This is a genomic window from Nocardioides aromaticivorans (genome assembly GCF_013408525.1).
GTDB classification, from domain to species: domain Bacteria; phylum Actinomycetota; class Actinomycetes; order Propionibacteriales; family Nocardioidaceae; genus Nocardioides; species Nocardioides aromaticivorans.
Genome location: NZ_JACBZM010000001.1, coordinates 1,184,473 through 1,196,564 on the forward strand (window position 1 = coordinate 1,184,473; position 12,092 = coordinate 1,196,564).

The 12,092-nt window shown below is 72.6% G+C and carries 13 protein-coding genes; 7 read left to right on the forward strand and 6 right to left on the reverse strand.

Annotation, left to right across the window (positions count from 1 at the left end):
- Positions 1-41: 41 nt before the first annotated feature.
- The gene (locus BJ993_RS05545) at positions 42-677 is read left to right on the forward strand and encodes a copper chaperone PCu(A)C (protein ID WP_179648018.1); all 636 of its coding nucleotides are present in this window, start codon (positions 42-44) and stop codon (positions 675-677) included.
- Entirely contained in the window at positions 677-1,423 is a 747-nt protein-coding gene (locus tag BJ993_RS05550) for a phosphoglyceromutase (protein WP_036550997.1), read from the forward strand. Before BJ993_RS05545 ends, BJ993_RS05550 begins: the two co-directional genes overlap by 1 nt.
- 137 nt (positions 1,424-1,560) lie before the next feature.
- Here the strand turns inward: BJ993_RS05550 and BJ993_RS05555 are convergent, their stop codons facing one another.
- Positions 1,561-2,124 (reverse strand): TetR/AcrR family transcriptional regulator, encoded by a 564-nt coding sequence (locus tag BJ993_RS05555; RefSeq protein ID WP_242530344.1) that lies wholly within the window; start codon positions 2,122-2,124, stop codon positions 1,561-1,563.
- A 108-nt stretch (positions 2,125-2,232) separates the two neighbouring features.
- Between BJ993_RS05555 and BJ993_RS05560 the strand changes: the two genes are divergently transcribed.
- Positions 2,233-3,690: an MFS transporter gene (locus tag BJ993_RS05560; RefSeq protein ID WP_257026816.1), complete on the forward strand. Its 1,458-nt coding sequence runs from the start codon at positions 2,233-2,235 to the stop codon at positions 3,688-3,690.
- Between the two features lie 70 nt (positions 3,691-3,760).
- Here the strand turns inward: BJ993_RS05560 and phoU are convergent, their stop codons facing one another.
- Positions 3,761-4,414, reverse strand: coding sequence for a phosphate signaling complex protein PhoU (gene phoU / locus BJ993_RS05565; protein ID WP_036550994.1), 654 nt, complete (start codon positions 4,412-4,414; stop codon positions 3,761-3,763).
- 121 nt (positions 4,415-4,535) lie between these two features.
- Between phoU and BJ993_RS05570 the strand changes: the two genes are divergently transcribed.
- Positions 4,536-5,759, forward strand: coding sequence for a sensor histidine kinase (locus BJ993_RS05570; RefSeq protein WP_207006748.1), 1,224 nt, complete (start codon positions 4,536-4,538; stop codon positions 5,757-5,759).
- Complete coding sequence (locus BJ993_RS05575) at positions 5,756-6,433, forward strand: response regulator (protein WP_036550993.1); 678 nt, start codon at positions 5,756-5,758, stop codon at positions 6,431-6,433. Before BJ993_RS05570 ends, BJ993_RS05575 begins: the two co-directional genes overlap by 4 nt.
- A 208-nt stretch (positions 6,434-6,641) precedes the next feature.
- Here BJ993_RS05575 and BJ993_RS05580 read toward each other — a convergent pair whose 3' ends face one another.
- Positions 6,642-7,583: a DMT family transporter gene (locus tag BJ993_RS05580; protein ID WP_036550992.1), complete on the reverse strand. Its 942-nt coding sequence runs from the start codon at positions 7,581-7,583 to the stop codon at positions 6,642-6,644.
- Positions 7,584-7,751: 168 nt separating this feature from the next.
- On the opposite strand from BJ993_RS05580, the gene BJ993_RS05585 reads away from it, so the two are divergent.
- On the forward strand, positions 7,752-8,171 hold the full coding sequence (locus BJ993_RS05585; protein ID WP_179648019.1) for a YciI family protein: 420 nt from the start codon (positions 7,752-7,754) through the stop codon (positions 8,169-8,171).
- A complete protein-coding gene (locus BJ993_RS05590) occupies positions 8,168-9,328 on the forward strand; it encodes an RNA polymerase sigma factor (protein ID WP_179648020.1) in 1,161 nt (386 codons plus the stop codon). The genes BJ993_RS05585 and BJ993_RS05590 overlap by 4 nt, the downstream gene beginning before the upstream one ends.
- Here BJ993_RS05590 and BJ993_RS05595 read toward each other — a convergent pair.
- Genes BJ993_RS05595 through mshA form a run of 3 tightly spaced genes read right to left on the reverse strand, consistent with a single transcriptional unit; the run spans position 9,315 to position 11,939 of the window.
- Positions 9,315-10,130, reverse strand: a complete 816-nt coding sequence (locus BJ993_RS05595; protein ID WP_036550988.1) for an isocitrate lyase/PEP mutase family protein — start codon at positions 10,128-10,130, stop codon at positions 9,315-9,317. The two genes, BJ993_RS05590 and BJ993_RS05595, sit on opposite strands and share 14 nt — an antisense overlap.
- Positions 10,131-10,164: 34 nt before the next feature.
- A complete protein-coding gene (locus BJ993_RS05600; RefSeq protein ID WP_036550987.1) occupies positions 10,165-10,659 on the reverse strand; it encodes a type III secretion system chaperone family protein in 495 nt (164 codons plus the stop codon).
- Positions 10,656-11,939: a D-inositol-3-phosphate glycosyltransferase gene (gene mshA, locus BJ993_RS05605; RefSeq protein WP_179648021.1), complete on the reverse strand. Its 1,284-nt coding sequence runs from the start codon at positions 11,937-11,939 to the stop codon at positions 10,656-10,658. The genes BJ993_RS05600 and mshA overlap by 4 nt, the downstream gene beginning before the upstream one ends.
- Between the last annotated feature and the right edge of the window lie 153 nt (positions 11,940-12,092).

Sequence of the window (12,092 nt, forward strand, 5' to 3'; positions counted from 1 at the left end):
CCCGGCGGCCGACCACGACAGACCAGCGGAGGCCTGCCGACATGCCCCACCTGCGCCCGACCGCGATCGCCGGACTCCTGCTGGCCCTCGTGCCTGCTGCCGCGACGCTCTCGTCCTGCGGCTTCGACTACCCCACCGACCGGGTGAACACGATCGCCGCGGGCGCGAACAACCGCGACCACTCCGTCGACGCGCTCGGCATCCGGGTGCTCGCCACCGCGAAGGGTGAGGGCCGCCTGATCGGCGCCCTGTCCAACAACTACGACGACGACGCGTCGCTCGAGTCCGTCTCGTCCCCCGACGGCACCGCCCGGGCCGCCGACTTCAAGGCCATCGAGGTCGCGGGCCGCGGCACGGTCAACCTCGCCAACGTCGACCCGATCGACCTCACCGGCGACTTCACCGCCGGTGACGTGATCTCCCTCGACCTGACGTTCAGCACCGGCGAGACGGCCAGCCTCGACGTACCGGTCGTCAAGAACTGCTTCCAGTACACCCAGGTGCCGACGCCCGAAGCCGCCCAGTCCGAGGCCGCCGAGTCGGAGGACACCGAGGGCGAGGCCGCCGAGGCCGGCGCCGAGGAAGAGGCCCACGCGGGCGAGAGCCACGAGGAGGAGGGCGGCGACGCCACCTTCAACTGCGCCGACGTCGCGCCGGCCCCCGAGGGTGCGCACTGATGACCTTCACCCTCGTGCTGCTCCGCCACGGCGAGAGCGAGTGGAACGCCAAGAACCTCTTCACCGGCTGGGTCGACGTCGCGCTGACCGAGAAGGGTCGCGGCGAGGCCGTCCGCGGCGGCGAGCTCCTCAAGGAGGCCGGCCTCCTGCCGGACGTCGTCCACACCTCGCTGCAGCGCCGCGCGATCAACACCGCCGCCCTCGCGCTCGACGCCGCCGACCGCCACTGGATCCCGGTGCGGCGCTCCTGGCGCCTCAACGAGCGCCACTACGGCGCCCTGCAGGGCAAGGACAAGGCGCAGGTGCGCGAGGAGTACGGCGAGGAGCAGTTCATGCTCTGGCGCCGCTCCTTCGACGTCCCGCCGCCGGACCTGGCCGATGACGACCAGTACTCCCAGGTGGGCGACCCCCGCTACGCCGACCTCGGTGACGAGATGCCCCGCGCCGAGGCGCTCAAGCAGGTCATCGACCGCCTGCTCCCCTACTGGGACGCCGGTATCGTGCCCGACCTGCGCGCCGGCCACACGGTGCTCGTCGCCGCCCACGGCAACAGCCTGCGGGCGATCGTGAAGCACCTCGACCAGATCAGCGACGCCGACATCGCCGGCCTCAACATCCCCACCGGGATGCCGCTGGTCTACGAGCTCGACGAGGACACCCTGGCGCCCACCGTCCCCGGTGGCCGCTATCTCGACCCGGAGGCTGCCGCCGCGGCTGCTGCTGCCGTGGCCAATCAGGGTCGCTGACCCGTCTGACGCTTCGTGCCAGTTTCACCGGCCGACCGGTGAAACTGGCGCGCTTGGACGACGAAACTCACGCTTGGACGATGAAACTTCGTCGTCCAACCATGAGTTTCACCGGCCGGCCGGTGAAACTCCCACCGTCAGCCCGCCAGCACCCCGTCCGCCACGACCGCGAGCATCGCGTTCGCCGCGGCGGGCTCCAGCTCGCTGTTGTCGACGACCGCGGCGACTCCGCCGACCAGCCGGCACAGCTGCATCGCGTCGACGTCCCCGCGCAGGGCGCCCTCCCCGGCCAGCGCGTCGATGACCCGCTGGTTGGCGTTGAGGTAGGTGCGGCACTTCGCCGCGAAGGGTGAGCCCTCGTCGCCGAGCGCGCTGGTGATCCGCCAGGCGGCGCCCTTGTGGCGGGTGAGGAACTCGACGTAGGACTCGAACCACGCCAGCAGGCGGTCGCGCGGAGTGCCGTCGCCGGCGAGGGCGGTGTCGGCGGCGGCCGTCACGGTCTCGACCCAGGCCTGGATGGCGGCGTCGTAGAGGGCTTCCTTGGTCGGGAAGTGGCGGTAGAGGGTGCCGACGCCGACCCCGGCGCTCTTGGCGACCTCGTCCATCGAGACGGCGTCGAAGCCCTTCTCGCGGAACAGCTTGCGGGCGATGTCCGCGATCCGCTCACGGTTGCGTACGGCGTCGGCGCGCAACGAATTCACCCATCTCCCTTGCTAAACGGAGACACCCTCCGTATCGTTGAGGACTAACCGGAGTCATCCTCCGCTAAAGCCTACCTCGACCTTCCCGGCCAGAACAGGACATCACCCTTGTCTTCTTCAGCAACCACCACGCCGCCCGCCGCGGCACCCCGGGCAACCGCCCGGACGACCACCGCCGCGGGCATCTACATCGTCCTCCTCGCCCAGCTGATGCTGGTGCTCGACTCGGCCGTCATGAACGTCGGCCTCCCCCACATCGCCACCGACCTGAACTTCGGCGCCGCGTCGCTGTCGTGGGTCCTCAACGGCTACGCCCTCGCCTTCGGCGGCCTGCTGCTGCTCGGCGGCCGGCTGGGCGACGTCCTCGGCCGCCTCTCGGTCTTCTGGATCGGGCTCGCGGTCTTCACCCTCTTCTCGCTCCTCGGCGGCCTCGCCACCGAGCCGTGGATGCTCGTCGCCGCCCGCGCCCTGCAGGGAGTCGGCGCCGCGATCGCCGCGCCTTCGGTGCTGGCACTGATCACCACCAGCGCTCGTGACGAGGCGGCCCGCAACCGGGCGCTCGCGCTGTTCACGGCCGTATCGTCCGGTGGCGCCGCACTCGGCATGCTGCTCGGCGGCGTCCTGACCGACCTGCTCTCCTGGCGCTGGACGCTGTTCATCAACGTGCCGATCGGCCTCGCCGTCCTCCTGACGGTCCGTCGCCACGTGGCGGACACGCCCCGCCGCCCCGGCCGCTTCGACGTCGTCGGCGCGATCAGCGCCACCGGCGCCGCCGTCGCCCTCGTCTGGACGCTCATCAAGGCGCCCGAGCACGGCTGGGGATCGGCCGCGACCATCGGCGGCTTCGTCCTCGCCGCGGCGCTGGTCGTCGTCCTTCTCGTCACCGAGGCGCGCCACAGCCACCCGCTGCTGCGCCTGGGCCTGCTCCGCAGCCGGACCCGCGTCGCCACCCTGGTCACCATGGCCGCGCTGTACGGCGGCATGCTGGCCACGTTCTTCCTGATGGTCCAGTACTTCGAGGAGGACCTGGGCTACGGCCCACTGCAGACCGGCTTCGCGTTCCTGCCGATCCCGCTCAGCGTGTTCACCATGTCGCGGATCACGCCCCGCCTGGTGGCCCGGTTCCGGCAGCCGCCGATCATCGTCGCCGGCGCGGTCGGCGTGCTCGGCAGCTTCGTGTTCCTCAACCAGATCGACGCCACGACGGGCTACTGGACCGGCGTCTTCCCGGCCCTGCTCGTGATGGGCCTGAGCATGGGCGGCAGCTTCATGCCGATCACCTCGCTCGCGCTGCAGGGCGTCGAGCCGGAGCACGCCGGTGCCGCCTCGGGCCTGCTGCAGACCATGCAGCAGCTCGGCGGCGCGGTCGGCCTGGCCGTCATCGCGTCGGTCTTCGCCTCGCACGGCGTGGCGGGCGACTTCCTCGTCGGGGCGCACGCCGGCTTCGCCGCGGCGTCGGTCATCGCCGCGATCGGCCTCGCCAGCGCCGCCTCCCTGCTGGCCCGGCCGCGCGCGGTCGTCGTACCGGTCCCGGAGCGGGCGGCGGTGGACGCGGAGGCGGCCTGAGGCCCCGCCGCACGACGAGCAGAGCGGCCCGCCCCTCCCGGGGCGGGCCGCTCCGTGTGTCGGTGGAGGATCAGGCAGCCGGGGCCGGGTTGTGGCCGGTGACCACGAAGACGACGCGGTTGGCGACGGACACGGCGTGGTCGGCGATCCGCTCGTAGTAGCGGCCGAGCAGGGCGATGTCGACCGCGGCCTCGACGCCGTGGCTCCAGTCGTCGCTGAGCAGCTCGGTGAAGCTGCGGCGGCGCAGCTGGTCCATCTCCTCGTCGTCGCGGCCCAGCGCGATGGCGGCCTCGACGTCGCGGCCGGCGATCACGTCGGTCACCCGGGCGACCATGTCCTCGGCGACGGTGGCCATCCGCTCGACGGTCGGACGGACCTCGGCGGGGATGGCGATGTCCGGGACCCGCAGCCGGGCGATCTTGGCGACGTGGACGGACAGGTCGCCCATCCGCTCGAGCTCGGCGACCATCCGCAGCGCGGCGACGACCGTGCGCAGGTCGCCGGCGACCGGCTGCTGCAGGGAGAGCAGGCTGAACGCGTTCTCCTCGACCTTCTCGCGGGCGCTGTCGATCTGGGCGTCCTCGCTGATGACCCTCTCGGCGATCGAGGAGTCGCCGGTCAACAGGGCCTGGGTCGCGTCCTTGACGGCCGTGCGGACCTGGCGGCTGATGCCGGCCAGGTCCTCGAAGATGGCGTCGAGCTCGACGGTGTACGCATCACGCATGGTGCGAGACTACGGTCGCGAGGTGTCGCGCAGGCGGTGCCCGGTGAACGCAGGATGAACATCGCGAAGCACGGCTTTCCCGATTCCGGGACGCACCAGCGCATCGCCGTACGATCGAGACGTGGACCCGACGACGCAAGCCTTCCTGGCTGCGCTCCTCGGCGCCGTCGTGGCAGGCGGTGCCATGCTCGCATGGCACCTCAGCGACCGCCAGCAGAACCTCTACAAGGCTCCTGAGGAACCGCTCCTCCCCGACGGCGTCGCGGCCGTGCTCTCCGTGCTGCGCAGCAGCGCGGTCGTCGTCGACGAGTCCGATGTCGTCCTCAAGGCCTCGGCGCCCGCCTTCGCGATGGGCTTCGTGCGCGGCTCGACGCTGCTGTCCGACGAGCTCGGCGACCTCATCCGGCAGGTGCGCCGCGACGGGCAGATCCGCGAGACCGAGCTGATCGTTCCCCGCACCACGGGCAGCCCGCGCCACGTCACCGCCCGCGTCGCGCCCCTGGGCTCGCGGCTGGTGCTGGCCCTCGTGGAGGACCGCACGCGCGAGCGCCAGGTCGACGCCGTACGCCGCGACTTCGTGGCCAATGTCAGCCACGAGCTGAAGACCCCGGTCGGGGCCATGCGGTTGCTCGCGGAGGCCGTCCAGGACGCCTCCGACGACCCGGACGCCGTCTACCGCTTCGCCTCGCGGATGCTCACCGAGAGCGACCGGCTCTCGCGCCTGATCCAGCAGATCATCGAGCTCTCGCGGCTGCAGGGCGACGAGCCGCTCGAGTCGCCGGTCCCGGTCTCGATCGACGACGTCGTCGCATCGGCCGTCGACTTCGTGAGCATGACCGCGACCGCCAAGGACATCTCCGTCATCGCCGAGGGCGAGGAGGGCCTCAAGGTCCTCGGCAGCGAGAAGCAGGTCGGCGCCGCGGTCAGCAACCTCGTCGCCAACGCCGTCGCGTACTCCGAGCCCAACTCGCGGGTCGTGGTGACCCGCAAGCGCGTCGGGCACAACGTCGAGATCTCCGTCATCGACCAGGGCATCGGCATCCCCCAGGGCGAGGTGGAGCGGATCTTCGAGCGCTTCTACCGGGTCGACCCGGCCCGGCACCGCTCGACCGGCGGCACCGGCCTGGGCCTGTCGATCGTGAAGCATGTGGCCGCCACGCACGGCGGGGACGTGCGAGTGTGGTCCGTCGAGGGCCAGGGCTCCACCTTCACGCTCTCGCTCCCCCAGCACCCCCACCAGGACGAGGGGTCGCCCTTCATGGGGCTGGCCCCGCTCGCGTCGTCGCCGGACCACCCGGACCGCCGCAGGCACGACCACCAGGAAGACCAGGAGGAACGCCCGTGACACGGGTACTTGTCGTCGAGGACGAAGAGAGCTACAGCGATGCCCTCGCCTATCTGCTCCGCAAGGAGGGCTTCGAGGTCGCCATCGCGGCCGACGGCAACGACGCGCTGAAGGAGTTCGACCGCAACGGCGCCGACATCGTGCTGCTGGACCTGATGCTCCCCGGCATCCCCGGCACCGAGGTCTGCCGCACCATCCGCCAGACGTCGAACGTGCCGGTGATCATGGTCAGCGCGAAGGACGACGAGGTCGACAAGGTGGTCGGGCTCGAGCTCGGCGCCGACGACTACGTCACCAAGCCGTACTCCCCGCGTGAGCTGGTCGCCCGGATCCGCGCCGTCCTGCGCCGCGGCGCGGGCGAGGAGCTGCTGCCCGACACCCTCGAGGCCGGTCCGGTCCGGATGGACGTCGAGCGGCACGTGGTGACCGTCGACGGCGTGGAGCAGCGCCTACCGCTCAAGGAGTTCGAGCTGCTGGAGATGTTCCTGCGCAACCCGGGCCGCGTGCTGACCCGCGGCCAGCTCATCGACCGCGTCTGGGGCTCCGACTACGTCGGCGACACCAAGACGCTCGACGTCCACGTGAAGCGCCTGCGCGCGAAGCTCGAGCCCGAGCCGAGCGAGCCGAAGTACCTCGTCACCGTGCGCGGCCTCGGCTACAAGCTCGAGGTCTGAGTCCGAGCGCGGGGACCGTCCGAGGAACGAGGACGGTCCCGATCAGCGAGGAGCACGCGTCACGAGACCGGGATGCGTCGTGCGGCAGTGCTCGCCGGCACAGGGACTGCACCGGGGCCAGGAGTCTCGTGACGGTCGCTGCGCGACCTCCTCGACCACCGGGCGAGCGTCGCTGCGCGACCTCCTCGGCCACCGGCGGGATCTCCGGTCAGACCGGGTCGGCCTCCGGCTCCGCCTCGACCTCGAGGACGACGTCCGCGGCCGGCTCCGTGCTGGCCGCGGTGGTCGCATCGGCCTCCGCGGCCCGGCCACCGGCGGCCACGACGCAACCGACGAGGATGAGCGGGAAGCCGACCATCATGCCGGTGGTGACCTTCTCGTCGAGCAGCAGCACGCCGAGGACGATCGCCACGGCCGGGTTGACGTAGGTGATGATCGTCGACCGGGTCGGCCCGGCCTCCTTGATCAGCTCGAGGAAGACGACGAACGCGAGCGCGGTGCACACCAGCGCCAGCACGGCCACGCTCCCCCACGCCTTCGCGGGCAGGTCCGTCGGCGGGTCGAGGACGCCGAACGGCGCGTAGACGAGGGCCGTGAGGGTCAGCGCGCAGGCCATCACGCCCAGGCCCGAGACGTCGGCGAAACAGCGCGCGAGCACGAGCGGGCCGGCGGCGTAGCAGATCGCGACGCCGAGCATCTCGGCCACGGCGAGCAGGTCGACGTGGTCGAGGTCCAGGCCGACCAGGCAGGCGACGCCCGCGAAGCCGAGCACGAGACCACCGATCTGCGCGGTGGTGAAGCGCTCCGCGTGCGCGGAGATCAGGAAGGCCAGCGCGCCGAAGAGGGGCACCGCCGCGACCAGCAGCCCGGCCAGCGAGGACGAGATCCGCTGCTCCGCGTGCCCGAGCAGCACCCACGGCACCATGATCTCGATGAAGGCGAACAGGGCCAGCGGCTGCCAGCGGGCCAGCACCGGCGCGACCTCGCGCCGGGCGAGGGCCAGCGGCAGCAGCACGAGCGCCGCGAGCGCCGTACGGAGGAACACCAGGCCCGCGGGCGAGACGTGCTCGACCGCGATCCGGATGAAGAGATAGGGAAGGCCCCAGATCACACACATCGCCAGGAACAGCGACCAGCCGCGCTTCGTCACCGGATCAATCTAGGGACCGGCACCGACATCCGTCGCGCGGGTTTTCGGACAACCCTCTCCGAGATCCCGCCACAAGAAGTCCGGCGAGCGATGTCGAGGACGGAGGTTCGGTTCCGTCCTCGGGGCGAAGGCGGCACGATGGCCGTCTCGGAACCCAAGGAGAGCGTCATGGCGAAGTACCTTCTGCTCAAGCACTACCGCCGCACCACCGGCCCGGCCAACCTGCCCGGCACCGACGTACCGATGGACCAGTGGACGCCCGAGGAGATCGACGCACACGTCCAGTTCATGCGGGACTGGGCGGCCGAGATGGCCGAGCGCGGCGAGTACGTCGACGGGCAGGCGCTCGAGCCGCGCGGCACCTTCGTCCGGTACGACGGCGAGGGCAGGGCGCCGGTGACCGACGGCCCGTTCCCGGAGACCAAGGAGCTGATCGCCGGCTGGATGGTCATCGACGTCGACTCCGACGAGCGCGCCTACGAGGCCGCCGCGTCGTTGTCCGCCGCTCCGGGCCAGGGCGGTCGGCCGATCCACGAGTGGATCGAGGTGCGGCCCTTCTACGGCGAGCCGCCCGTGGTCACCGAGTGACCGGCGACCCCGGCAGCGACGGGCTCGAGGACCTGCTGCGCGAGCTCGGGCCGCAGGTCCTCGGCGTCCTCGTCCGCCGCGGCAGTGACTTCGCGGCCGCCGAGGACGCCGTCCAGGAGGCCCTGCTCGAGGCGGTCCGGCGCTGGCCCGACGCCCGGCCGGACGACCCGAAGGCGTGGCTGGTCACGGTCGCCGGCCGCAAGCTGGTCGACGAGATCCGCTCGGCGGCGGCCCGCCGGCGCCGCGAGGAGCGCCTGCAGCACGAGCCGGAGCCGGGCCCGACGGAGCAGGCCGACGACACCCTGCTGCTGCTCAGCCGCTGCTGTCACCCGGCGCTCACCCCCGCGTCGGCGATCGCACTGACCCTGCGCGCGGTCGGCGGGCTGACGACGGCGCAGGTCGCGGAGGCCTTCCTCGTCCCCGAGGCGACGATGGCGCAACGGATCTCCCGCGCCAAGCGGACCGTGTCGGGCGAGCGCTTCGACCAGCCGGGCGACGTCACCGCGGTGCTGCGGGTGCTCTACCTCGTCTTCAACGAGGGCTTCACCGGCTCCGTCGACCTCGCCCAGGAGGCGATCCGGCTCGCTCGGCAGCTGTCCGCCGCCACCGACGACCCGGAGGTCGAGGGCCTGCTGGCGCTGATGCTGCTCCACCACGCGCGCCGGCGCGCGCGTCGTACCCCCGAGGGCGCGGTCGTGCCGCTCGCCGACCAGGACCGGTCGCTGTGGGACACCGCGATGATCGCGGAGGGGGTCGACATCCTCCAGGCGGCCCTCGCCCGCGACAGGCTCGGCGAGTACCAGGTGCAGGCCGCCATCGCCGCCCTCCACGACGACGCCGCCACCGCCGGCGAGACCGACTGGGTCCAGGTCGTCGAGTGGTACGACGAGCTGGTCCGCCTCGCTCCCGGCCAGCCGGTCCTGCTCAACCGCGCCGTCGCGGTCGGCGCCGCCGACGGCCCGCTGGCCGGGCTGCGGGCGCTCGAGCAGGTCGAGCAAGGCGTCCCGCGCCGCGACGCCGCCGCAGCCTGGCTGCACGAGCAGGCGGGCGACCTCGGCGAGGCGGCGCGGCTCTACGCCCTCGCGGCCACCCGGGCCGGCAATGTCGCCGAGCGCGACCACCTCACCCGGCAGGCGGCACGGCTCAGGAACCGCTGAACAGCATGTTGAGGTCGGTGCCGGGGGCGTCGGCGAAGCCGTCGAAGCTGCCCGCGGCGAGCTGCGCGGCGGCCGACTCGAAGCCCCGCCACGCGGCCTTGGCGAGCGCGCCGCCGACGCTGATCCGGCGGACGCCGAGCTCCGCCCACGCGTTGACGCCGAGCGGGCTGCGGCCCCCGACGAGCACGTTGACCGGCTTCGGCGCGACCGCGGCCACCACGGCAGCGACCTGCTCCGGGTCGCTGACCCCGGGCGCGTAGAGGCAGTCGGCGCCGGCAGCGGCGTAGGCGCGGAGGCGGTCGAGGGTCGCGGGGAGGTCGGGGTGGCCGGAGATGAAGCCCTCGCTGCGCCCGACCAGCAGCACGTCGGCACCGCTCGCGTCGATCGCCTCGCGGGCGGCGGCGATCCGCTCGACGGCCACTGCGACGTCGTACAGGGCACCGCCGGAGGCGTCCTCCACCGACAGCCCGGCCACACCGGTCTCCACCGCGAGCGCCACGCTGGCCGCGACCTCGTCGGCGCTCGCGCCGTAGCCGTCCTCGAAGTCGGCGTTGACCGGCAGCCGGGTCGCGCCGACGATGTCGGCGAGGTGGTCGAGCGTCTCGTCGCGGGTCGCCGAGCCGTCGGAGCGGCCGCGGCTCCACGCGGCGCCCGAGCTCGTCGTGGCGAGCGCCCGGAAACCGAGGTGCTCGAGGAAGCGGGCCGACCCGCGGTCCCAGGGGTTCGGCAGCACGAAGCACCCCCGCTCGTGGAGGGCGCGGAAGGCGGCGCGGCGCTCGGCGACCGGGTCGGCGGAGGTCATGGGGCGACACTAGGCCCTTCGCCGACAGCCGGCGTCACTCGCTGACGCCGGCCTCCAGCCAGCCCCGGAAGGCCTCCAGGTTGGCGGTCGACTCGCCCCGCTCGATCCGCCACTCCCACTCCTTGCGGATGGAGGACTCGAAGCCGAGCTCGAGGATCGTGTTGAACGACTCGTCGGCATAGGTCAGCACCGAGCCGAGCAGCCGGTCGAGGTCGTCGGTCGTGACCGACGACAGCGGCAGCCGGGCGTCGAGGTAGATGTCGCCGTGGTGGTCGATGCCGAACGCGACGGCGTACATCCGCATGTTGCGCTCGAGCAGCCAGCGGTAGACCCGCTCGAACTGCTCGTCGGGGCGCCGGCAGACGAAGGCGTGCACGCCGAGTGCGTGCGGGCCCAGGTCGAGGCGGACCGGGGTCTGCAGCTTCTTCTCGCCGGGCAGCGCGAAGCTGAAGGTGCCCTCCGCGGTCTCCTCGAACTCGATCTCGTTGGTGGCGAGCCAGTCGCGCACGACGTCGATCGGTTGGCTCATCGCAGGGCTCCCGCTTCCTCGCGCATCAGGGAGTGCGCGCGCTGGTAGACGGCCAGGGTCTGGGCGGCGGTGGCCTCCCACGAGAACTGCTCCGCCTGCACGAGCGCGCCGGCCGCCAGACGGTCGCGGTAGGCCGGGTCGGCGACCACGCGCTCCAGCGCGACCGCCCAGTCGTGCGCCTCGTGGCTGTCGACCAGCAGGCCGCTGTGCCCGTCGCGGACGACGGTCGTCAGGCCGCCGACGGCGGCCGCGATCACGGGGGCGCCGCTGGCCTGGGCCTCGGCGGCGACCAGCCCGAACGACTCGTTGTACGACGGCACCGCGACCAGCGACGCGGCGGAGTACCACCCGGCCAGCTCGGGCTGGGGCACCGGCGGCACGAAGCGGACCACGTCGTCGATGCGCAGCTCGGCGGCCAGGTTGGCGAGGGCCGTCGGGCGCTCGAGCCCGGAACCGGACGGCCCTCCGACCACCGGCACGACCAGCCGCGGGCGCAGCTCCGGGCGGCGCACGAGGAGCTCCGCGACCGCCCGCAGCAGCACGTCGGGTGCCTTGAGCGGCTGGATCCGGCCGGCGAACAGCAGCACGAGCGCGTCGTCGGCCAGGTCGCGCTCGCGTCGCGCCCGCAGCCGGTCGGCCGGCGACAGCGGCCGGAACACGCCGGTGTCGACGCCGGGGTGCACGACCTCGACGCGGGCCGGCTCGGCGTCGTACAGGTTGATCAGCTGCTTGGCCTCGAGGTCGGTGTTGGCGATGAGCACGTCGGCGGCCTCGACCACCTGCTCCTCGCCGATCACGCGGGCCTCGGGCTCGGGCGTGTCGCCCTCGGCGAGCGCCTCGTTCTTGACCTTGGCCATGGTGTGCATCGAGTGCACGAGCGGCACGCCCCAGCGGTCGCGGGCGAGGGCCCCGACCTGGCCGGAGAGCCAGTAGTGGGAGTGGACGACGTCGAAGTGCCCGGCGGGGTGGGCGGCCTCGGCGCGCAGCACCTCGCGGGCGAAGACGCAGAGCTGGCCGGGGAGCTGCTCCTTGCTGAGCCCCTCGAACGGACCGGCGTGCACGTGGTGCACCGTCACGCCGTCGGTCATCGCCACGACGGGATCGAGGGCGGAGCTGGTGGCGCGGGTGAAGATGTCGACCGCGATGCCGGAGGCGGCCAGCCGGCGGGCCACCTCGACGACGTAGACGTTCATGCCGCCGGCGTCGCCCGTGCCCGGCTGGTCGAGCGGGGAGGTGTGCAGGCTGACCATGGCCACGCGCTCGATCGTCGAGTCCGCCATGCCACCTCCTGCTTGAGTCCGGATTCCGCCGATAGGCCAACCCTCCCAGTGTGCCCGGCATTCCCGGTCCGCTGGATCCGGGGTCGGATGGCGTGGCGAGCGACGTCAGGCGGGTGCGATGGCAAGGCGCGGGCGCGACTGCGGTCCGGCCGA

Bases quoted from the DNA above. Each gene is read 5' to 3' on its own strand.
- BJ993_RS05585 (WP_179648019.1), top strand. From the start codon at position 7,752: ATGGCGAAGTACCTTCTGCTCAAGCACTACCGCCGCACCACCGGCCCG.
- phoU (WP_036550994.1), bottom strand. From the start codon at position 4,414: ATGCGTGATGCGTACACCGTCGAGCTCGACGCCATCTTCGAGGACCTG.
- BJ993_RS05545 (WP_179648018.1), top strand. From the start codon at position 42: ATGCCCCACCTGCGCCCGACCGCGATCGCCGGACTCCTGCTGGCCCTC.
- BJ993_RS05550 (WP_036550997.1), top strand. From the start codon at position 677: ATGACCTTCACCCTCGTGCTGCTCCGCCACGGCGAGAGCGAGTGGAAC.
- BJ993_RS05600 (WP_036550987.1), bottom strand. From the start codon at position 10,659: ATGAGCCAACCGATCGACGTCGTGCGCGACTGGCTCGCCACCAACGAG.
- BJ993_RS05595 (WP_036550988.1), bottom strand. From the start codon at position 10,130: ATGACCTCCGCCGACCCGGTCGCCGAGCGCCGCGCCGCCTTCCGCGCC.
- mshA (WP_179648021.1), bottom strand. From the start codon at position 11,939: ATGGCGGACTCGACGATCGAGCGCGTGGCCATGGTCAGCCTGCACACC.